Here is a 19,305-nt window from a genome sequence, read left to right as displayed (position 1 = left end):
TTATTTTCCTTCTTCGACCTGCACGAGATGCTGAACCTTCTTCAGCATGCCGCGAACGGCCGGGGTATCTTCAAGCGTCGAGGTGCGACCGAGCTTGTTGAGCCCGAGGCCGATCAGCGTTTCCGCCTGGCGCTCGGGGCGCCGATTGGGGCTGCGCACCTGCTTCAGCGTGATCGTCTTCTTTGCCATGTCGTAACCTCAGATCCTTTTTTGAAGCGGCAGCCTTGCAACGGCCGCTCCGTTATTTCCTATCAGACGTCGGCGCCAGCTTCCGCAACCGACGAGCCGTCGCGGCGGCGCGCCACGATGTCGGATACCTTCTTGTTCCGGCGCGCGGCGACGCCACGCGGATTTTCCTGTGCCTTCAGCGCGTCGAACGTCGCGCGGACGACGTTGTAGGGGTTCGTCGAGCCCATCGACTTGGCGACGATGTCGTGGACGCCAACCATCTCGAATACGGCGCGCATTGCACCGCCCGCGATGATGCCGGTACCGGCCGGAGCCGAACGGAGGATCACCTTGCCCGAGCCGTGACGGCCGACGCTGTCGTGATGCAGCGTACGGGCATCGCGAAGCGGAACGCGAAGCAGGTTGCGCTTGGCGCCTTCGGTCGCCTTGCGGATCGCTTCCGGCACTTCGCGCGCCTTGCCGTGACCGAAGCCGACGCGACCCTTCAGGTCGCCGACGACGACGAGTGCAGCGAAGCCGAAGCGCTTACCGCCCTTGACGACCTTCGCAACGCGATTGATGTGCACGAGCTTATCCGAAAACTCGCTATCGCGTTCCTCGCGGTCTTTGCCACGCTCTCTCTGGGGTCCACGTGCCACGATCTAGTTTCCTCTCGAGTATCTCTTAAAACTTCAGACCGCCTTCGCGGGCGGCATCGGCGAGCGCCTTGACGCGCCCATGAAACAGGAAGCTGCCGCGATCAAAGACGACCTCGGTGACGCCAGCCTTTAGTGCGCGCTCAGCGACGAGCTTGCCGACCGCAGCGGCTGCTGCCTTGTCGGCGCCGGTCTTGACCGAGCCTTTGACGTCCTTTTCAAGCGTCGACGCGGCCGCGAGCGTCACGCCCTTAGCATCGTCGATCACCTGCGCGTAGATGTTCTCCGACGAGCGGTGAACGGAAAGCCGAGGGCGGCCGTTGGCGGCTGCCTTGACGGCACGGCGAACGCGCGCACGGCGGTTCGCAAGCTTTTGATTGATGTTGGCCATCGCTGCCGATCCTACTTCTTCTTGCCTTCCTTGCGGAGGATGTATTCACCCTTGTAACGCACGCCCTTGCCCTGATAGGGCTCAGGCTTGCGAGAAGCGCGGATGACGGAAGCCACCTGGCCGACCGCCTGCTTGTCGATGCCGGACACCGACACCAATTCCTGCTTCGCGCCGCCGACCTTGACGTCGACGCCGGCCGGAATCTTCAGCACAACGTCGTGGCTGTAGCCGACCGAGAGGGTCAAGGTGTCCTTGCCCTTCATCGCCGCCTTGAAGCCGACGCCGTGAATTTCAAGATCCTGGCTGTAACCGTCGGTCACGCCCTTGATGAGGTTCGCGATCTGCGTCCGCGACATGCCCCACTTCGAGCGCGCAAGCTTGGTGTCTTCGAGAAGGCTGACGTCGATGCCTTCATCCGTCCGCTCGACCTTCAATGCGTCGGGAACCGTAAAGACGAGTTCGCCCTTGGGTCCCTTCATCTTGACGGTCTGACCGGTGATCGTCGCCGTTACGTTCGACGGGACCGGAACAGGTTTCTTACCGATGCGCGACATGGCTTCTTCAAACCTTGTTTCGCCGAGGCCGGAGCCTCAGCCTTAGAATACGTTGCAGATGACTTCGCCGCCGACGTTGGCTTCGCGAGCCCTCGTGTCCGACATGACGCCCTTGGGCGTGGACAGGATGGCGACGCCCAAACCATTGGCGACCGTCGGGATGCCTTTCACCGGCGAGTAGACGCGGCGGCCAGGCTTCGAAATGCGCTCAATCTCGCGGATGGCCGGCTGGCCATTGTAGTACTTGAGCTCGATTTCGAACTGCGGAAGCTCGCCCTTCAATTCGACCCGGCTGTAGCCACGGATGTAGCCTTCCTCGGCGAGAACGTCGAGGACGCGCGCGCGGAGATTGGAAGCAGGGGTGGAGACCTTCGGCCGGCGGCGCATCTGGGCGTTCCGGATACGGGTCAGCATATCGCCGATTGGATCATTCACGGACATCGATGAATCCTCTTACCAGCTCGACTTGACCATGCCGGGGATACGTCCCTGGCTCGCCAGCTCGCGGAGCTGGTTGCGGCACATCCTGAGCTTGCGGTAGTTGCCGCGGGGGCGGCCGGTGATTTCGCAGCGATTGCGAACGCGAACCTTGGAACCGTTGCGCGGCATCTCGGCGAGCTTCAGACGGGCGGCGAAGCGCTCTTCCGGCGTCTTCGTCTTGTCCTTGGCGAGCAGCTTCAAGCGCTTGCGCTTCGGTGCCTGCTCGGCTGCCATCTTGCGGCGGCGGTTGTTCTTCTCAATCGAACTGGTCTTTGCCATTTCTTCTCCTCCAAAGGCCTTTCGGCTTTGATGCCGAGGTCCTCTAGCTACGGAACGGGAAGTTAAAGCCCTTGAGCAATTCACGGGCTTCGTCATCGGTCTTGGCCGACGTGCAAACGATCACGTCGAGGCCCAATACGTTGTCGACCTTGTCGTAGTCGATCTCGGGGAACACGAGGTGCTCCTTAAGACCGGTCGCATAGTTGCCGCGACCGTCAAAGCTCTTCGGGTTCAGACCCCGGAAGTCCTTCACGCGCGGCAGCGCGATCGTGACGAAACGGTCGAGGAATTCGTACATGCGGTCGCCACGGAGCGTCACCTTGGCGCCGATCGCCATGCCTTCACGAACCTTGTAGGTCGCGATGGCCTTGCGAGCGCGCGTCACGATGGGCTTCTGGCCGGAGATGAGTGCGAGATCCGCAGCGGCGTTGTCGACTTTCTTGCGATCGTTGACCGCTTCGCCGACGCCCATGTTGATCACGATCTTCTCGATCTTGGGGATCTGCATCACGTTCGAGTAGCCGAACTTCTCTTTCAGAGCGTTGCGGACAACCTTCTCGTAATGGGCCTTCAGACGCGGCTTGTAGTCAGCGGGACGCGGCGCAGCGGGTGCGCGCGGCTCGGACGAAGCCGCCTTCGCAGCCTTCGCTTTCTTCTCGCCGCCCTTCGCGGCTCCACCTTGGGGAGCGCCGCCAGCCGGCTTAGCAGCCTTTTTTTCTTCCTTAGCCATGGCCTAGTTCTTCTCCGGGATCTGCTCGCCCGAGCGCTTCGCGATTCGGACCTTCTTGCCGTCGGCAAGGATCTTGAAACCGACGCGGGTCGGCTTGCCGTCCTTGGGATCCTCAAGGGCGATGTTGGAAAGGTCGATCGGACCTTCCTTGGAAATGATGCCGCCTTCCTGGTTCGCCGACTGGCGCTGATGGCGACGCACCATGTTGACGCCACGGACGAGGGCGCGGTTCTCTTTCGGGCGAACCTCGATCACTTCCCCGCTCTTGCCTTTATCGCGGCCGGCGAGGACGACGACCTTGTCGCCCTTCTTGATCTTAAATGCGGACATCAAAGGACCTCCGGCGCAAGCGATACGATCTTCATATGGTTCTTGGCGCGAAGCTCACGCGTCACGGGTCCGAAGATGCGGGTGCCAACGGGTTCGCCGTTGGCGTTGATCAACACAGCGGCATTGCGGTCGAAGCGGATCAGCGAACCATCGGCGCGGCGAATACCCTTCGCAACGCGAACGATGACGGCTTTCATCACCTGGCCCTTCTTGACGCGGCCCTTCGGGATAGCCTCCTTGACGGAGACGACGATGGTGTCACCCACTGTCGCGTACTTGCGCTTCGAGCCGCCCAGCACCTTGATGCACTGAACGCGGCGCGCGCCCGAATTGTCGGCGACGTCGAGATTGCTCTCCATCTGGATCATCGCGTCGTTCCTTCTCTCACGGCTTCAAGAGGCGTACTCTCGAAACCCATCTGATCATTTGCCAAACCGGCTCGCGGGGTCTTGGGGCAATTCCCAACTCTCCGACGGCCTGAAAGGCGCTCTCGTTAGCGTCCGATCGCTTGTGCGAGCTGAGGCTTATGCCTCAATTCGCGACGGCAATCCAACGTTTGTTCTTGGAGATCGGCCGGGTCTCTTCGATCGAAACCTGGTCGCCAACCTTGAACGAATTCTTCTCATCATGGGCGTGGTACTTCTTCGTACGACGCACCGTCTTCTTCAGCAGCGGATGGGTGTAGCGACGCTCAACCTGAACGACGATGGTCTTGTCGTTCTTGTCGGATACCACGACGCCCTGCAGCACGCGCTTCGGCATAATCTCGTTCTCCCTTACGCGCCTTTTTTGACGCTGCCACCGCGCCGGGCACTGGCAGCGGTCTTGATGCGCGCAATGTCACGGCGGACCGTCCGGATGCGCGCGGTGTTCTCAAGCTGACCGGAAGCTCGCTGGAAGCGCAGGTTGAACTGCTCCTTCTTGAGCTTCGCCAGCTGGTCGTCGAGCTGATCGAGCGACATGCCCTTGAAATCGTCGGCCATGACTATCCTCAACTCCTATTCAATTCGCGTGATCACGCGGCACTTGATCGGCAGCTTCGCCGCGCCGAGTGCCAGCGCTTCCTTGGCGACCTGCTGATTCAAGCCGCCGAGTTCAAAGATGATGCGGCCGGGCTTGACGCGCGCCACCCAGAGTTCAGGCGAACCCTTGCCGGAGCCCATGCGGACTTCGGCCGGCTTCTTCGACACCGGCACGTCGGGGAAGATGCGCAGCCACATGCGGCCGGCACGCTTCGTGTGACGAGCGATGGCGCGACGAGCGGCTTCGATCTGACGAGCCGTCAGGCGCTCGGGCTCCATGGCCTTCAGACCGACTTCGCCGTAAGCGAGCGTGGTGCCCGACTTGGCGGCGCCGTGAATGCGGCCCTTGAACTGTTTGCGGAACTTCGTCCGTTTCGGTTGCAGCATGATGTGCCTCTGAATTCCTTACGCTTCGGGCGTCGACGAGCCGGCGTCGGACGCCGCCGGCGCATTGCCACCGCCGCCAGCACCGCCACGTCCGCCGCCGCCACCGCGACCGCCGCGGCCGGGACGACGATCACGGCGATCCTGACGGTCGCCATCGTCACGACGCGGGCGCGGAGCGCCGCTCTCTTGCATTTCCGTGAGCTTCTTGTCGGAGGCCATCGGATCGTGCTCGATGATCTCGCCCTTGAAGACCCAAACCTTGATGCCGATGATGCCATAGGCGGTGCGCGCAACGCCGTAGCCGAAGTCGATATCGGCGCGGAGCGTGTGCAGCGGCACGCGGCCTTCGCGGTACCACTCGGTGCGCGCGATTTCAGCACCGCCAAGGCGGCCTGCAACGTTGATACGAATGCCAACGGCGCCGAGGCGAAGAGCGGACTGAACAGCGCGCTTCATCGCGCGGCGGAAAGCAACGCGGCGTTCGAGCTGCTGGGCGATGCCTTCTGCGATGAGCGTCGCGTCGATTTCTGGCTTGCGGATCTCGAGGATGTTCAAATGAACTTCCGAGCTCGTCAGCTTCGCCAGGTCGGCGCGCAGGCGCTCGATCTTCTCGCCCTTCTTGCCGATCAGGATGCCGGGACGCGCCGTCATGACGGTGACGCGGCACTTCTTGTGCGGACGCTCGATGACGACCTTCGAGATGCCGGCTTCGCGCTGCTCTTTCATGATGTGAGCGCGGATGGCGCGGTCCTCGTGAAGCAGCTTGCCGTATTCACCGCGAGCGGCGAACCAGCGGCTGTCCCAGGTCCGGTTGATGCCAACGCGGAGGCCGACGGGATTGACTTTCTGACCCATATTACTTGGCCTCCTTAGCCGCGGCCTTCTTCGGCGCGGGCTTCTTTGCGGCTTTCTTCTCGGTCTTTTCTTCTTCGACCTGACGGACGACGACGGTGAGCTGCGAGAACGGCTTCATGATCGGCGCGCCGCGACCGCGGCCACGAGCGTGGAAGCGCTTCATGACCAGGTTCTTGCCGACGTAAGCTTCGGCGACGATGAGGTCGTTGACGTCGAGAGCATGGTTGTTCTCGGCGTTCGCGACGGCGCTCATCACGCACTTGCGGACGTCACCGGCGATGCGCTTCTCGCTGAATTCGAGTTCAGCGAGCGCCTGCTCGACCTTCTTGCCGCGGATGAGGCCAGCGACGAGGTTCAGCTTCTGCGGAGAGACGCGCAGCGATTTGACGACCGCTTGAGCCTCGGTGTCAGCGAGGCGGCGCTGATGACTTGGCTTGCCCATTATCTCTTCACCGCTTTCTTGTCGCCGCCGTGTCCGTGGAAAATGCGGGTCGGAGCGAATTCACCGAACTTGTGGCCGATCATGTCTTCCGTCACGGCGACGGGAACGTGCTTCTGGCCGTTGTGAACGCCGAAGGTCAGCCCGACGAACTGAGGCAGGATCGTGGAGCGGCGGCTCCAGATCTTGATCACCTCGTTGCGGCCGGACGAACGCGACTTCTCCGCCTTCTTGAGGAGGTAGCCGTCGACGAACGGACCTTTCCAAACTGAACGTGTCAAAGTCGAATCTCCTTCAGTTCGCCGCTACTTCTTCGCCTTCTGGCGCGAGCGGACGATATATTTCGTGGTCGTCTTGTTCTTGCGGGTCTTGAAGCCCTTGGTCGGCTTGCCCCACGGCGTCGCCCAGTGCTTACCGCCCTTCGTACGACCACCGTTGGGGTGATCGACCGGGTTCATCGCGATCGAGCGAACCGTCGGACGGCGGCCCAGCATGCGCGTGCGGCCAGCCTTGCCGACGACAGTGTTCATGTGATCGGGGTTCGAAACCGCGCCGACGGTCGCCATGCATTCGGAGCTGACCTTGCGCGTTTCGCCCGAGTTCAGCTTCAGCACGGCGTAACCGGAGTCACGGCCAACGAGCTGGACGAACGAACCGGCCGAACGTGCGACCTGACCGCCCTTGCCCGGCTTCATCTCGACGTTGTGCACGATCGTGCCGATCGGCATCGCCGACAGCGGCATGGCGTTGCCCGGCTTCACGTCGACCTTGGCACCCGCGACGACGGTGTCGCCGACGCCGAGGCGCTGCGGCGCCAGGATGTAGGCCTGCGTGCCGTCCTCGTACTTGATGAGAGCAATGAAGGCCGTACGGTTGGGATCGTATTCCAGGCGCTCGACGCTCGCGGGAGCATCGAACTTCCGGCGACGGAAGTCGATCTTGCGATACGCCTGCTTCGCGCCGCCGCCGATGTGGCGCGACGTGATGCGGCCGTCGCTGTTGCGACCACCGGTCTTCGTCTTGCCCTCGACAAGCGTCTTGACGGGCTTGCCCTTCCAGAGCGCGGAGCGGTCAACCTGGATCAGGTGACGGCGGCCGGGCGAAGTTGGGTTATATGTCCTAAGCGCCATGATCTATCCTCAGAGCCCTGTCGTCACGTCGATGGAATGGCCTTCCTCGAGGGTAACGACCGCCCTCTTCGTGTCGCTCAAGACGGCTTTCACGCCCTTGAACGCCTTTTGCTTGCCCTTGCGGACGATGGTGTTGACGGCCTTGACCTTCACCTTGAACAGGCCTTCGACCGCCGACTTGATTTCAGTCTTCGTCGCGTCAGGCTTGACCTTGAAGATCACCTGATTGGCCTCGGAGGCGAGCGTCGCCTTTTCCGTGATAACCGGCGAAACTATGACGTCGTATGCGGAGCGTTTGATGCTCATTTGAATCGCTCCTCGAGCGCAGCGACGGCGGCCCGCGTCAGAACCAGCTTCTTACGACGGAGGATGTCGTAGACGTTGATGCCCTGAACCGGAAGGACGTCGATGTTCGGAATATTGCGAGCGGCGCGCGCGAAGTTCACCTCGAGTTCCGCGCCATCGATGATGAGCGCGTTGTCGAGCGACAGCTTGGCGAACTGAGCCCTGAGAGCACCGGTCTTGCCTTCCGAGGTCGCCTTGTCGATCACGATGATCTCGCCGGCTTTCGCCTTCGAGGAGAGCGCGTGACGGAGCGCGAGGGCGCGGACCTTCTTGGGCAGATCGATCGCATGCGAGCGGGGCTTGGGACCGAAGGCTTTGCCGCCGCCGCGGAACTGCGGAGCAGACTTATCGCCGTGACGAGCGCCGCCAGTACCCTTCTGCTTGTACATCTTCTTGCCCGTGACCGCGACTTCCGAGCGGTCCTGAGCGTGATGCGTGCCGGCCATGCGCTTCAGGGTCTGATAGCGCACCATACGGTGGATGAGATCGTTGCGGACCTCGAGCCCGAAGATCTCGTCCGCAAGCTCGATATCGCCGGATTTGCCGGCATCGAGGCTGGTGACTTCGGCTTTCATCACGCGCCTTCCTTCTTCGCTTCGCCGCGTGCCTTGAATGCGCCGGGCTTCGGAGCATCCGCATGCGCGGCCTTCTTGACGGCGTCGCGAACGACAACCCAGCCACCCTTTGAACCAGGGACAGCACCCCGGACCATGACGAGACCGCGTTCCTTGTCGATCTTGGCTACGACGAGGTTCTGCGTCGTGACGCGCTCGTCGCCGAGATGGCCGGCCATCTTCTTGCCTTTGAAGACCTTGCCCGGATCCTGGCGCTGACCAGTCGAACCGTGGGCGCGGTGCGTGACCGAGACGCCGTGGGTCGCCCGCAGACCGCCGAAGTTCCAGCGTTTCATGGCACCCTGGAAGCCCTTACCCTGGGTGGTGCCCGTCACGTCGACGAACTGACCCGGGACGAAATGGTCGGCCGTGATCTCGGCGCCAACGTCGATGAGGTTCTCAGGACTGACACGAAACTCTGCGATCTTGCGCTTCGGTTCGACCTCAGCCTTCGCAAAGGTTCCGCGCTCGGACTTCGTCAGACGCGAGGGTTTCCTCGCGCCGCCGCCGACCTGGATGGCGGTATAGCCGTTCTTCTCCTCGGTGCGGTGCGAGAGAACCTGGAGGTTCTCAAGACGCAGCACCGTGACGGGGATGTGTTCGCCCGCGTCGGTGAAGATCCGGGTCATACCGATCTTCTGTGCTATCACTCCGGAACGCATCTGCATTCCTTCCTATCGTTAGGGCCATTCGCGTTTCCGCCAGAGGGCCCGGAAGTTCTTGTTTAGAGCTTGATCTCGACGTCTACGCCTGCAGCGAGGTCGAGCTTCATCAATGCGTCGACCGTCTGCGGCGTCGGATCGACGATATCGAGCAAACGCTTGTGGGTCCGCATCTCGAATTGCTCGCGGCTCTTCTTGTCGATGTGCGGCGAACGGTTGACCGTAAAGCGTTCGATGCGCGTCGGCAGCGGGATGGGACCGCGAACTTCAGCACCGGTACGCTTCGCCGTGTTCACGATCTCGCGGGTCGATGCATCGAGAATGCGATGATCGAACGCCTTGAGCCGGATGCGGATGTTTTGGCCGTGCATGGCTTTGTGCTTTCACTTCTCTCGTAGAAAAAGATTTGGGGAAGCGTGCCTTCGGGACGCTTCCCCGGAAATACCTGCCTACTCGAGGATCTTGGTGACGACGCCGGCGCCGACCGTACGGCCACCTTCGCGAATTGCGAAGCGGACCTTCTCTTCCATGGCGATCGGCTGGACGAGTTCGACGGTGACGGAAACGTTGTCGCCCGGCATGACCATTTCCGTGCCTTCGGCGAGTTTAACGGTGCCCGTCACGTCGGTCGTACGGAAATAGAACTGCGGACGATAGTTCGTGAAGAACGGCGTGTGGCGGCCACCCTCTTCCTTGTTGAGGATGTATGCCTCGGCAGCGAACTTCTTGTGCGGCTTCACGGAGCCCGGCTTGCAGAGAACCTGGCCACGCTCAACGGCTTCCTTGTCGATACCGCGCAGGAGGCAGCCGACGTTGTCGCCAGCCTCGCCCGAGTCGAGCAGCTTGCGGAACATTTCGACGCCGGTGACGACCGACTTCTGCGTATCGCGAAGACCAACGATCTCGACTTCTTCGCCGACCTTGATGACGCCACGTTCGATACGGCCCGTGACGACGGTGCCGCGACCCGAGATCGAGAACACGTCTTCGATCGGCATCAGGAACGGCTGATCCTTCGGACGCTCCGGGATCGGAATGAACTCGTCCATCGCTTCGTACAGCTTGATGATCGCTTCGTCAGCGAGGGGGCCCTTCTCACCGTTGAGGGCTTTGACAGCTGCGCCGCGGATGACCGGGGTGTCGTCGCCGGGGAAGTTGTACTTGGAGAGAAGCTCGCGGACTTCCATCTCGACGAGGTCCAGGAGCTCTTCGTCCTCGACGATGTCGCACTTGTTCAGGAACACGACGATCTTCGGCACGCCGACCTGGCGAGCGAGAAGGATGTGCTCGCGCGTCTGGGGCATCGGGCCGTCAACGGCCGACACGACGAGGATCGCGCCGTCCATCTGAGCAGCGCCGGTGATCATGTTCTTGACGTAGTCGGCGTGGCCGGGGCAGTCGACGTGCGCATAGTGGCGGTTCGGCGTCGCGTACTCGACGTGCGAGGTGGCGATCGTCAGAATCTTCGTCGGGTCGCGACGGCCCTGGCTCTCAGAAGCCTTTGCAACTTCGTCGTATGCGATCGAGGTTGCCGTCCAGCCGCGGTCGGCTGATACCTTCGTCAAGGCTGCGGTCAGCGTTGTCTTGCCGTGGTCGACGTGTCCGATCGTACCGACGTTGCAATGCGGCTTGTTCCGCTCGAATTTTGCCTTCGCCATCGTTGGCTCTCCTTAGTCCTACTACGGGTCCCAGCTCTTACGATCCGGGTATTCCAGCTTCGTTTCTTTCGAGTGCACCGGGCGGATACTCTCGCCGGCGAACCCAACTTTCCGTTTAGGCGTATTTGGCCTTGACCTCATCCGCCACGTTGCGCGGCACGTCCGCATAGTGTGCGAACTGCATCGTGTACTGAGCGCGACCCGTCGACATCGAGCGCAGCGTATTGATGTAGCCGAACATGTTGGCCAGCGGCACGTATGCGCGGATGACCGTCGCGTTGCCGCGCATCTCCTGCGTGCGGATCTGGCCGCGCCGCGAGTTGATGTCGCCAATGATGCCGCCGACGAATTCACCCGGCGACACAACCTCGACGTCCATCACGGGCTCGAGGATCTTGACGCCGGCCTTTTCGCAGCCTTCCTTCATCGCGGCGCGCGTCGCGATTTCGAAGGCGATCGCGGACGAGTCCACTTCGTGGAAGGCGCCGTCATAAAGGTTGACCTTCATGTCGACCATCGGGAAGCCGATGAGCATGCCGTTATCCCACACCGACTTGACGCCCTTTTCGACGCCGGGGATGTATTCCTTCGGAACCGTACCGCCGACGATCGAGGTGCTGAACTCGTTGCCCTTGCCGACTTCGTTCGGTTCGAGCTTCAGCTTGACGCGAGCGAACTGGCCCGTGCCGCCCGTCTGCTTCTTGTGCGTGTAGTCGATGTCCGTCGGACGAGCGAGCGTTTCGCGATAGGCGACCTGCGGTGCGCCCGTCGTCGCTTCGACGCCGTAGGTGCGCTTCAAGATATCGACCTTGATGTCGAGATGAAGCTCGCCCATGCCCTTCAGGATCGTCTCGCCCGATTCCGGATGAACCGAAACGCGGAACGAGGGGTCCTCGAGCGCCAGCGTGTTGAGGGCGATCGCCATCTTTTCCTGATCGGCCTTCGTCTTGGGCTCGACCTTCATTTCGATGACGGGCTCGGGGAAGTCCATCTTCTCGAGAATGACCGGCTTCGAAGGATCGCAGAGCGTTTCGCCCGTGCGCGTATCCTTCATGCCCTGCAGAGCGACGATGTCGCCGGCGAAGGCTTCCTTGATTTCTTCGCGATCGGCAGCGTGCATGAGGTACATGCGGCCGGCGCGCTCTTTCTTGTCGCGCGTCGTGTTCGCAAGCGCCATGCCCTGCTCGAGCTTGCCCGAGTAGATGCGGCAGAACGTGATCGACCCGACGTGCTCGAAGCTCATGATCTTGAAGGCGATCATGGCGAGCGGCTCGCTGTCGGACGGCTTGCGGAGCAGGTCTTCGCCCGTCTTGGGATCGATGCCCTTGTAGGCTTCACGATCGACAGGCGACGGAAGAAAGTCGACGACCGCGTCGAGGAGAAGCTGCACACCCTTGTTCTTGAAGGCCGAGCCGCAGAACATCGGGTAGAAAGCGCCCTTCACGGTCGCCTTGCGGATCAGCTTGCGCAGCGTGTCCTCGTCCGGCTCCTTGCCTTCGAGGAACGCTTCGAGAGCAACATCATCCATCTCGACCGCGGCTTCGATCATCGCGGCGCGATATTCGTTGGCCTTGTCGACGAGATCCGCAGGGATCTCGCTTTCGATCATCTTGGCGTCCTTGCCGTCGCCGTCCCAGGTGATCGCCCTCATCTTCACGAGGTCGACCACGCCCTGGAAGTTTGCTTCGGCACCGATGGGGATCTGCATCGGGACGGGGCGCGCGCCAAGCTTGGACTTGATGTCGTCGACGCACATGTAAAAGTCGGCGCCGGTCTTATCCATCTTGTTGGCGAAGATAATGCGCGGAACGTTGTACTTGTCGCCCTGACGCCAGACGGTTTCGGTCTGGGGCTCGACACCCTGGTTGGAGTCAAGAACGCAAACAGCGCCGTCAAGCACGCGCAGCGAACGCTCGACTTCGATGGTGAAGTCGACGTGACCTGGCGTGTCGATGATGTTAAGGCGACGCTTCTTGCCGTCGCGACCCGTCCAGAAACAGGTCGTCGCGGCCGACGTGATCGTGATGCCGCGCTCGGCTTCCTGATCCATGAAGTCCATCGTCGCGGCGCCGTCATGGACTTCGCCGATCTTGTAGGACTTGCCGGTGTAATAGAGGATCCGCTCGGTCGTCGTCGTTTTTCCGGCATCAATGTGAGCCATGATGCCGAAGTTGCGGTAGTCCTCGATCGGGTACTGTCGGGCCATGTGTGCCTCGAAATCCTTGTAACTTTTCCTACCAGCGGTAGTGAGAGAAGGCGCGGTTGGCTTCCGCCATCTTATGCGTGTCTTCCCGCTTCTTGACTGCAGTGCCGCGGTTGTTTGCGGCGTCGAGCAATTCGCCCGAAAGCTTATCGATGAGCGTCGACTCGTTGCGCGCGCGAGCGGCTGCGATCAGCCAACGGATCGCCAAAGCCTGGCGACGCTCGTTGCGAACTTCGACGGGCACCTGATAGGTGGCGCCGCCGACGCGACGGGAACGAACCTCAACCGAGGGCATTACGTTGTCGAGCGCCTGACGGAAAAGATCGATCGGGTTCGCCTTGCCCCGCTGCTCCATCTTCTCGAACGCGCCATAGACCATACGTTCGGCGACCGACTTCTTGCCGTGCTCCATCACCGCGTTCATGAACTTGGTGACGACGACGTCGTGGAATTTCGGATCCGGGATCACTTCCCGCTTTTGCGCCGCGTGACGACGAGACATCCTGACTGGCCCTTCGCTTCGAATTCTCTTTAGATCTCATGGGCCAGATTTTCCGGCCCAAATGCGGCCGATTACTTCGGACGCTTCGCACCGTATTTCGAACGCCGCTGACGACGCGCCGAGACGCCCTGCGTATCGAGCACACCGCGAATGATGTGATAGCGAACGCCGGGAAGGTCCTTGACGCGGCCGCCACGGATCAGGACCACGGAGTGTTCCTGAAGGTTGTGGCCTTCGCCCGGAATGTAGCCAATGACTTCGAACCCGTTGGTCAGCCTGATCTTGGCGACCTTACGCAGAGCGGAGTTCGGCTTCTTCGGCGTCGTCGTGTAGACGCGCGTGCAGACGCCACGCTTCTGCGGGCACGCTTCCATGTGGCGCGATTTCTCGCGGTAAGTTGGCTTTACCCGGGGCTTCCGGATCAACTGTTGTATCGTCGGCATTCGCCCAATCCTGACTTCGGGACACATCTCCGACAGCGGAAATGCGCCAAGCAAACATGCCAGGTGCGCGAAGTCCGCCCCTAGCAAGAAAAAACCAGAGGATCGTGCCGCCCGATAGGGTGACAGATCTTGGCCCGTCGATATGCTCTGCTTTATGGACGGGAGCGTTTAGGCCCAAAATTGGCGCTCAGAGCGCCGCGCGGCCTACCACCAACCCGTGAGAGTGGGCGGAGCTATATACACACCCGCCATATTGGTCAACAGGCGCGCCGCCGGCTTGCGAAATTATTTTCGCTGAACGACCGCGAAAAGGGCAAACGGAAGCTGCGACGTGTTGTCGGCTCTCGTGCGAGACGCAAGCCGAAGCCGTGAACGGCCAAAATATGAAGGTACGCTGCCGTTAAATAGGAAGTGTAATGGGCATTTAAAGATGAAGCGGCCGCCTCGGGATGAGACGACCGCTTGCAAGTGTCAGGTACTGAAGGACAGCCGAAGATTACTCGGCAGCCTCTTCCGCCGGACGGCGGCGGCGACGGGCCGCCGGACCCGAAGCGCCTTCCGGCGACGGCAGGTTCGACGTCTTCGCCTTTTCCTTGGCGATGAGATCGTCACGCTGCGTCGCGACCTTGCGGAGCTGACGCAACATGCCGCCGGTGCCGGCCGGGATGAGACGGCCGACGATGACGTTCTCCTTGAGACCATCGAGCGTGTCGGACTTGCCGTTGACGGCAGCGTCCGTGAGCACGCGCGTCGTCTCCTGGAAGGACGCGGCGGAGATGAAGGAACGCGTCTGCAGCGAAGCCTTCGTGATGCCGAGCAGAACCGGGTTCGCAGAAGCCGCACGCTTTCCAGCCTTCTGGGCTGCGGCGTTAACCTCTTCGAACTCGATGCGATCGAGCTGCTCGCCCTTGATCAATTCGGTCTCGCCGGCATCCGTGACCTCGACCTTCTGCAGCATCTGGCGAACGATCACCTCGATGTGCTTGTCGTTGATGGTCACGCCCTGCAGACGGTAGACGTCCTGGATCTCGTTGATCAGGTAGTTCGCCAGTTCCTCGACGCCCTTGATCGCCAGGATGTCGTGCGGCGCCGGGTTGCCGTCGTACACGAAATCACCGCGCTCGACGCGATCACCGTGCTGGACGGCGAGGCTCTTGCCACGCGGAATCAAGTATTCGACCGACTCCAACGTCTCGTCATCCGGCTTGATGTGGATGCGCTGCTTGTTCTTGTAGTCCTTGCCGAACTCGACGGTGCCGGAGACCTCCGCAAGGATCGCATGATCCTTGGGACGGCGGGCCTCGAAGAGTTCCGCAACGCGCGGCAGACCGCCGGTGATGTCGCCCGACTTCGCCGCCGCCGTCGGAATACGAGCAAGAACGTCGCCCGCCTTAACTTCCGTACCGCGATCGACCGACAGAACGGCTTCCACCGACAACAGGTAGCGAGCGTCACCGCCGCGCGCGACCTTGATCGGCTTGCCTTTCGAATCCTTGATCACGATCGCCGGCTTGAGCTCTGAGCCCTTCGGCGACGTACGCCAGTCGATGATGACCCGGTTCGACGTACCCTTCATTTCGTCCGTTTGCTCGCGGACGGAAGAGCCGTCGATCAGATCTTCGAAATCGACGACGCCGTCGGCTTCCGACAGGATGGGACGGGTATAGGGATCCCACTGCGCGATCTTGGTGCCGCGCTTCACGGTATCGCCTTCATCAACGAAGATGCGCGAACCATAGCTGATCTTGTGGGACGCCAGTTCCTTGCCGGACTGGTCGACGATGATGACCGACATGATGCGGCTCGTCGCGACGTTCTGGCCTTTGGAGTCCTTGGCGATCGCACGGTTCTTCAGCTTCACGGTACCGTTGAAGTTCGACTCGATGAAGGACGAGTCGACCAAGTTGGCCGTGCCGCCGATGTGGAAGGTACGCATCGTGAGCTGCGTGCCCGGCTCACCGATCGACTGTGCGGCGATGACGCCGACAGCTTCACCGATGTTGACCGGCGTACCGCGAGCAAGGTCGCGACCGTAGCACTTGGCGCAAACGCCGTTGACCGTCTCGCAGGTCAGCACCGATCGGATGCGGACTTCCTGCAACTCGGCCTTGGTGATCGCGTCGGCGTGCTTTTCTTCGATGAGCTCGCCGTTGGCCACGATGATCTCGCCCGTCGTCGGATGCTTGATGTCTTCCGCCGCGGTACGGCCGAGCGAGCGCGCCGCAAGCGACACGATCACCTGACCGGCGTCGACCACCGCCTGCACGTTGATGCCCGCGTCGGTGCCGCAATCGATCTCGGAGATGATGGCGTCCTGGGCGACGTCGACCAGACGACGCGTGAGGTAGCCCGAGTTCGCCGTCTTCAAGGCGGTGTCGGCGAGACCCTTACGGGCGCCGTGCGTCGAGTTGAAGTACTCGAGAACCGACAGACCTTCCTTGAAGTTGGAGATGATCGGCGTCTCGATGATTTCGCCCGAGGGCTTCGTCATGAGGCCGCGCATACCGGCGAGCTGCTTCATCTGCGCCGGCGAACCGCGCGCACCCGAGTGGCTCATCATGTAGACCGAGTTGATCGGCCGATCACGTCCCGTCACGCTGTCCTTCTGAACCGCTGAGATGCGGTCCATCATTTCCTTGGCGATCTGGTCCGTGCAGCGCGACCACGCGTCAACGACCTTGTTGTACTTCTCGAGCTGGGTGATCAGGCCGTCCTGATACTGCTGTTCGAAGTCGCGAACTTCGGCGTTGGTCTTCTCGACGATCTTTTCCTTCGTCTCCGGGATGAGCATGTCGTCCTTGCCGAACGAGATGCCCGCCTTGAAGGCGTGGTGGAAGCCGAGCGACATGATGCGGTCGCAGAAGATCACGGTCTCCTTCTGACCGCAGTTGCGATAGACCGCATCGATCAGGCCGGAGATGTTCTTCTTCGTCAGCAGCTGGTTCGCCATGGCGAACTTCATGCCCGGCTGCTTCGGCAGATGCTCAGCCAGAAGCAGACGGCCTGGCGTCGTCTCGTGGATCTCGGCGACCTTCTCGCCGTTCTCGTTGGTCGCCATGTAGCGACCCTTGACCTTGGCGTGCAGCGACACGGTCTTCGATTCAAGGGCGTGGAGCACCTCGTTGATCGAGCCGAACATCATGCCTTCGCCGGGCTCGCCGTCGCGCATCATCGACAGGTAGTAGAGACCCAGCACGATGTCCTGCGAGGGCACGATGATCGGCTGGCCGCTCGCGGGATGCAGGATGTTGTTCGTCGACATCATCAGCACGCGCGCTTCCAGCTGCGCTTCGAGCGACAGCGGGACGTGCACGGCCATCTGGTCGCCGTCGAAGTCAGCGTTGAAGGCAGCACAGACCAGCGGGTGAAGCTGGATCGCCTTACCCTCGATCAGTTGCGGTTCGAACGCCTGAATGCCGAGACGGTGCAGCGTCGGCGCGCGGTTCAGCATCACTGGATGCTCGCGAATGACCTCGTCGAGGACGTCCCAAACTTCGGGCTTCTCCTTCTCGACGAGCTTCTTCGCCTGCTTCACGGTCGCGGCCTGGCCGAGCGTCTGGAGACGCGCGTAGATGAACGGCTTGAACAGCTCGAGCGCCATCTTCTTCGGCAAGCCGCACTGATGCAGCTTGAGTTCCGGACCGACGACGATCACAGAACGGCCCGAGTAGTCGACGCGCTTTCCAAGCAGGTTCTGACGGAAGCGACCCTGCTTGCCCTTCAGCATGTCGGCGAGCGACTTCAGCGGACGCTTGTTGGCGCCGGTGATGACGCGGCCGCGACGGCCGTTGTCGAACAGGGCATCAACCGCTTCCTGAAGCATGCGCTTCTCGTTGCGGATGATGATGTCCGGGGCGCGCAGCTCCATCAGCCGCTTCAGACGGTTGTTACGGTTGATGACGCGACGATAGAGATCGTTGAGGTCGGACGTCGCGAAACGGCCGCCGTCGAGCGGAACGAGCGGACGCAGCTCCGGCGGAATGACCGGAACCTGAGTGAGGATCATCCACTCCGGACGGTTGCCCGATTCCATGAAGGCTTCGATGACCTTCAGGCGCTTGCCGAGCTTCTTCGGCTTCAGCTCGGTGGTCGCTTCGGCAATCTCCTGGCGGAGATCGGCGGCGATCTTCGGCAGATCCATAGCCGACAGCAGCTCACGGATCGCCTCCGCGCCGATGCCGGCGGTGAAGGTGTCCGCGCCATATTCGTCGATGGCCTGGTTATACTGCTCTTCCGTCAGCAGCTGGCGTTCGGCGAACGGCGTCGTGCCCGGCTCGATGACGATGTAGTTCTCGAAATAGAGGACGCGCTCCAGATCCTTCAGCGCCATGTCCATCAAGAGACCGATGCGCGAGGGCAGCGACTTCAGGAACCAGATGTGGGCAACGGGCGCAGCGAGCTCGATATGGCCCATGCGCTCACGACGAACCTTCGCGAGCGTCACCTCGACGCCGCACTTTTCGCAGATCAGGCCCTTGTACTTCATGCGCTTGTACTTGCCGCACAAGCATTCGTAGTCCTTGATCGGTCCGAAGATGCGCGCGCAGAACAGACCGTCACGCTCCGGCTTGAACGTGCGGTAGTTGATTGTTTCGGGCTTTTTGATCTCACCGTACGACCAGGACAGGATGTCCTCGGGCGAGGCGATCGAGATCCGGATCTGATCGAATACCGGAGCGGGAGCCTGCGATTTAAAGATGTTGGTAATTTCGTTCATCAGGTGTCTCCTCGGGGGCGCGGTTGGGGCGACCGTGCCCGTGGAAATCTAGTGGTCGTGATTGCCGATCTCCGCCGTTCCCGGGCGGCGGAGATCGTCTTGCTGTTTCTTATTCAGCCGCAGGCGGAAGCTGCGCTTGAGGCGCTTCCGGCGTTTCCGGCTGATCGTTTTCGGCTTCGATTTGCGGCAGCTCGCTGTTGACGAGTTCGACGTTGAGGCCCAACGCACGCATTTCCTTCACGAGCACGTTGAAGCTCTCTGGCACGCCGGCTTCGAACGCGTCGTCGCCACGGACGATCGCTTCGTAGACCTTGGTGCGGCCAGCAACGTCGTCCGACTTGACCGTCAGCATTTCCTGCAGCGTGTAGGCGGCGCCGTACGCTTCGAGCGCCCAGACCTCCATTTCGCCGAAACGCTGGCCGCCGAACTGCGCCTTGCCACCCAGCGGCTGCTGCGTGACGAGCGAGTAGGGACCAATCGAGCGCGCATGGATCTTGTCGTCGACAAGGTGGTGCAGCTTCAGCACGTACTTGTAGCCGACAGTGACCTTGCGATCGAACGGCTCGCCCGTGCGGCCATCGAACAGTGTCACCTGACCCGACGTATCGAAGCCGGCAAGCTGCAGCATTTCGACGATGTCCTTTTCACGAGCACCATCGAACACCGGTGTCGCAATCGGCACGCCCGTACGCAGGTTTTCAGCAACCCCGACGAGATCTTCGTCTTTCAGCGAGGGCTTG

Annotated in this window: 25 protein-coding genes and 1 pseudogene; all 26 read right to left on the bottom strand. The window is 61.6% G+C overall.

Features of this window, described 5'->3' with window-relative positions:
• On the bottom strand, positions 1–189 hold the full coding sequence (gene rpmD / locus EKK30_RS15435; RefSeq protein ID WP_290986418.1) for a 50S ribosomal protein L30: 189 nt from the start codon (positions 187–189) through the stop codon (positions 1–3).
• A gap of 62 nt (positions 190–251) precedes the next feature.
• Positions 252–827: a 30S ribosomal protein S5 gene (gene rpsE / locus EKK30_RS15430; RefSeq protein WP_290986416.1), complete on the bottom strand. Its 576-nt coding sequence runs from the start codon at positions 825–827 to the stop codon at positions 252–254.
• 25 nt (positions 828–852) lie between these two features.
• Positions 853–1,215: a 50S ribosomal protein L18 gene (gene rplR, locus EKK30_RS15425; RefSeq protein ID WP_290986415.1), complete on the bottom strand. Its 363-nt coding sequence runs from the start codon at positions 1,213–1,215 to the stop codon at positions 853–855.
• Positions 1,216–1,226: 11 nt separating this feature from the next.
• Positions 1,227–1,769 carry a 50S ribosomal protein L6 gene (gene rplF / locus EKK30_RS15420; RefSeq protein WP_290986413.1) on the bottom strand — a complete coding sequence of 181 codons (543 nt, stop codon included), beginning with the start codon at positions 1,767–1,769 and terminating at the stop codon, positions 1,227–1,229.
• A gap of 42 nt (positions 1,770–1,811) precedes the next feature.
• A complete protein-coding gene (rpsH, locus tag EKK30_RS15415) occupies positions 1,812–2,210 on the bottom strand; it encodes a 30S ribosomal protein S8 (RefSeq protein ID WP_290986412.1) in 399 nt (132 codons plus the stop codon).
• Between the two features lie 12 nt (positions 2,211–2,222).
• Complete coding sequence (gene rpsN, locus EKK30_RS15410) at positions 2,223–2,528, bottom strand: 30S ribosomal protein S14 (RefSeq protein WP_290986410.1); 306 nt, start codon at positions 2,526–2,528, stop codon at positions 2,223–2,225.
• 43 nt (positions 2,529–2,571) lie between these two features.
• Positions 2,572–3,258: a 50S ribosomal protein L5 gene (gene rplE, locus EKK30_RS15405; protein ID WP_290986409.1), complete on the bottom strand. Its 687-nt coding sequence runs from the start codon at positions 3,256–3,258 to the stop codon at positions 2,572–2,574.
• Between the two features lie 3 nt (positions 3,259–3,261).
• The gene (rplX, locus tag EKK30_RS15400) at positions 3,262–3,588 is read right to left on the bottom strand and encodes a 50S ribosomal protein L24 (RefSeq protein ID WP_290986408.1); all 327 of its coding nucleotides are present in this window, start codon (positions 3,586–3,588) and stop codon (positions 3,262–3,264) included.
• Positions 3,588–3,956, bottom strand: a complete 369-nt coding sequence (rplN, locus tag EKK30_RS15395) for a 50S ribosomal protein L14 (protein ID WP_013215056.1) — start codon at positions 3,954–3,956, stop codon at positions 3,588–3,590. Before rplN ends, rplX begins: the two co-directional genes overlap by 1 nt.
• Before the next feature lie 163 nt (positions 3,957–4,119).
• A complete protein-coding gene (gene rpsQ / locus EKK30_RS15390; protein WP_290986406.1) occupies positions 4,120–4,350 on the bottom strand; it encodes a 30S ribosomal protein S17 in 231 nt (76 codons plus the stop codon).
• 14 nt (positions 4,351–4,364) lie between these two features.
• The gene (rpmC, locus tag EKK30_RS15385; RefSeq protein WP_290986405.1) at positions 4,365–4,571 is read right to left on the bottom strand and encodes a 50S ribosomal protein L29; all 207 of its coding nucleotides are present in this window, start codon (positions 4,569–4,571) and stop codon (positions 4,365–4,367) included.
• A 15-nt stretch (positions 4,572–4,586) separates the two neighbouring features.
• Complete coding sequence (rplP, locus tag EKK30_RS15380) at positions 4,587–4,997, bottom strand: 50S ribosomal protein L16 (protein ID WP_290986403.1); 411 nt, start codon at positions 4,995–4,997, stop codon at positions 4,587–4,589.
• Between the two features lie 18 nt (positions 4,998–5,015).
• Positions 5,016–5,852, bottom strand: a complete 837-nt coding sequence (gene rpsC, locus EKK30_RS15375) for a 30S ribosomal protein S3 (RefSeq protein ID WP_290986402.1) — start codon at positions 5,850–5,852, stop codon at positions 5,016–5,018.
• 1 nt (position 5,853) lies between these two features.
• Complete coding sequence (gene rplV, locus EKK30_RS15370; protein ID WP_290986400.1) at positions 5,854–6,294, bottom strand: 50S ribosomal protein L22; 441 nt, start codon at positions 6,292–6,294, stop codon at positions 5,854–5,856.
• Complete coding sequence (gene rpsS / locus EKK30_RS15365) at positions 6,294–6,572, bottom strand: 30S ribosomal protein S19 (RefSeq protein ID WP_290986399.1); 279 nt, start codon at positions 6,570–6,572, stop codon at positions 6,294–6,296. The genes rplV and rpsS overlap by 1 nt, the downstream gene beginning before the upstream one ends.
• A 24-nt stretch (positions 6,573–6,596) precedes the next feature.
• Positions 6,597–7,421: a 50S ribosomal protein L2 gene (gene rplB / locus EKK30_RS15360; protein ID WP_290986397.1), complete on the bottom strand. Its 825-nt coding sequence runs from the start codon at positions 7,419–7,421 to the stop codon at positions 6,597–6,599.
• Positions 7,422–7,430: 9 nt separating this feature from the next.
• Positions 7,431–7,727, bottom strand: coding sequence for a 50S ribosomal protein L23 (locus tag EKK30_RS15355; RefSeq protein WP_290986396.1), 297 nt, complete (start codon positions 7,725–7,727; stop codon positions 7,431–7,433).
• Complete coding sequence (gene rplD, locus EKK30_RS15350; RefSeq protein ID WP_290986394.1) at positions 7,724–8,341, bottom strand: 50S ribosomal protein L4; 618 nt, start codon at positions 8,339–8,341, stop codon at positions 7,724–7,726. The genes EKK30_RS15355 and rplD overlap by 4 nt, the downstream gene beginning before the upstream one ends.
• Entirely contained in the window at positions 8,341–9,042 is a 702-nt protein-coding gene (gene rplC, locus EKK30_RS15345) for a 50S ribosomal protein L3 (protein ID WP_290986393.1), read from the bottom strand. The genes rplD and rplC overlap by 1 nt, the downstream gene beginning before the upstream one ends.
• A 62-nt stretch (positions 9,043–9,104) precedes the next feature.
• The gene (gene rpsJ, locus EKK30_RS15340) at positions 9,105–9,413 is read right to left on the bottom strand and encodes a 30S ribosomal protein S10 (RefSeq protein ID WP_013215045.1); all 309 of its coding nucleotides are present in this window, start codon (positions 9,411–9,413) and stop codon (positions 9,105–9,107) included.
• A 78-nt stretch (positions 9,414–9,491) separates the two neighbouring features.
• Complete coding sequence (gene tuf / locus EKK30_RS15335; RefSeq protein ID WP_290986389.1) at positions 9,492–10,700, bottom strand: elongation factor Tu; 1,209 nt, start codon at positions 10,698–10,700, stop codon at positions 9,492–9,494.
• Between the two features lie 115 nt (positions 10,701–10,815).
• Positions 10,816–12,906 carry an elongation factor G gene (gene fusA, locus EKK30_RS15330; protein ID WP_290986387.1) on the bottom strand — a complete coding sequence of 697 codons (2,091 nt, stop codon included), beginning with the start codon at positions 12,904–12,906 and terminating at the stop codon, positions 10,816–10,818.
• 28 nt (positions 12,907–12,934) lie between these two features.
• Positions 12,935–13,405, bottom strand: coding sequence for a 30S ribosomal protein S7 (gene rpsG, locus EKK30_RS15325; protein ID WP_290986386.1), 471 nt, complete (start codon positions 13,403–13,405; stop codon positions 12,935–12,937).
• 71 nt (positions 13,406–13,476) lie between these two features.
• On the bottom strand, positions 13,477–13,848 hold the full coding sequence (gene rpsL, locus EKK30_RS15320; protein ID WP_290986384.1) for a 30S ribosomal protein S12: 372 nt from the start codon (positions 13,846–13,848) through the stop codon (positions 13,477–13,479).
• A 496-nt stretch (positions 13,849–14,344) separates the two neighbouring features.
• Positions 14,345–18,565 (bottom strand): DNA-directed RNA polymerase subunit beta', encoded by a 4,221-nt coding sequence (rpoC, locus tag EKK30_RS15315; protein ID WP_290986383.1) that lies wholly within the window; start codon positions 18,563–18,565, stop codon positions 14,345–14,347.
• A 109-nt stretch (positions 18,566–18,674) separates the two neighbouring features.
• A pseudogene (locus tag EKK30_RS15310) lies at positions 18,675–19,305 on the bottom strand (DNA-directed RNA polymerase subunit beta); the annotation flags it as partial.

This window comes from Hyphomicrobium sp. (assembly GCF_003987855.1).
GTDB lineage: Bacteria > Pseudomonadota > Alphaproteobacteria > Rhizobiales > Hyphomicrobiaceae > Hyphomicrobium_B.
This window is presented reverse-complemented; position numbering and strand designations above follow the sequence as displayed.

Bases quoted from the DNA above. Each gene is read 5' to 3' on its own strand.
- rpmD (WP_290986418.1), bottom strand. From the start codon at position 189: ATGGCAAAGAAGACGATCACGCTGAAGCAGGTGCGCAGCCCCAATCGG.
- rplR (WP_290986415.1), bottom strand. From the start codon at position 1,215: ATGGCCAACATCAATCAAAAGCTTGCGAACCGCCGTGCGCGCGTTCGC.
- rplF (WP_290986413.1), bottom strand. From the start codon at position 1,769: ATGTCGCGCATCGGTAAGAAACCTGTTCCGGTCCCGTCGAACGTAACG.
- rpsH (WP_290986412.1), bottom strand. From the start codon at position 2,210: ATGTCCGTGAATGATCCAATCGGCGATATGCTGACCCGTATCCGGAAC.
- rpsN (WP_290986410.1), bottom strand. From the start codon at position 2,528: ATGGCAAAGACCAGTTCGATTGAGAAGAACAACCGCCGCCGCAAGATG.
- rplE (WP_290986409.1), bottom strand. From the start codon at position 3,258: ATGGCTAAGGAAGAAAAAAAGGCTGCTAAGCCGGCTGGCGGCGCTCCC.
- rplX (WP_290986408.1), bottom strand. From the start codon at position 3,588: ATGTCCGCATTTAAGATCAAGAAGGGCGACAAGGTCGTCGTCCTCGCC.
- rplN (WP_013215056.1), bottom strand. From the start codon at position 3,956: ATGATCCAGATGGAGAGCAATCTCGACGTCGCCGACAATTCGGGCGCG.
- rpsQ (WP_290986406.1), bottom strand. From the start codon at position 4,350: ATGCCGAAGCGCGTGCTGCAGGGCGTCGTGGTATCCGACAAGAACGAC.
- rpmC (WP_290986405.1), bottom strand. From the start codon at position 4,571: ATGGCCGACGATTTCAAGGGCATGTCGCTCGATCAGCTCGACGACCAG.
- rplP (WP_290986403.1), bottom strand. From the start codon at position 4,997: ATGCTGCAACCGAAACGGACGAAGTTCCGCAAACAGTTCAAGGGCCGC.
- rpsC (WP_290986402.1), bottom strand. From the start codon at position 5,852: ATGGGTCAGAAAGTCAATCCCGTCGGCCTCCGCGTTGGCATCAACCGG.
- rplV (WP_290986400.1), bottom strand. From the start codon at position 6,294: ATGGGCAAGCCAAGTCATCAGCGCCGCCTCGCTGACACCGAGGCTCAA.
- rplB (WP_290986397.1), bottom strand. From the start codon at position 7,421: ATGGCGCTTAGGACATATAACCCAACTTCGCCCGGCCGCCGTCACCTG.
- EKK30_RS15355 (WP_290986396.1), bottom strand. From the start codon at position 7,727: ATGAGCATCAAACGCTCCGCATACGACGTCATAGTTTCGCCGGTTATC.
- rplD (WP_290986394.1), bottom strand. From the start codon at position 8,341: ATGAAAGCCGAAGTCACCAGCCTCGATGCCGGCAAATCCGGCGATATC.
- rplC (WP_290986393.1), bottom strand. From the start codon at position 9,042: ATGCGTTCCGGAGTGATAGCACAGAAGATCGGTATGACCCGGATCTTC.
- rpsJ (WP_013215045.1), bottom strand. From the start codon at position 9,413: ATGCACGGCCAAAACATCCGCATCCGGCTCAAGGCGTTCGATCATCGC.
- tuf (WP_290986389.1), bottom strand. From the start codon at position 10,700: ATGGCGAAGGCAAAATTCGAGCGGAACAAGCCGCATTGCAACGTCGGT.
- fusA (WP_290986387.1), bottom strand. From the start codon at position 12,906: ATGGCCCGACAGTACCCGATCGAGGACTACCGCAACTTCGGCATCATG.
- rpsG (WP_290986386.1), bottom strand. From the start codon at position 13,405: ATGTCTCGTCGTCACGCGGCGCAAAAGCGGGAAGTGATCCCGGATCCG.
- rpsL (WP_290986384.1), bottom strand. From the start codon at position 13,848: ATGCCGACGATACAACAGTTGATCCGGAAGCCCCGGGTAAAGCCAACT.
- rpoC (WP_290986383.1), bottom strand. From the start codon at position 18,565: ATGAACGAAATTACCAACATCTTTAAATCGCAGGCTCCCGCTCCGGTA.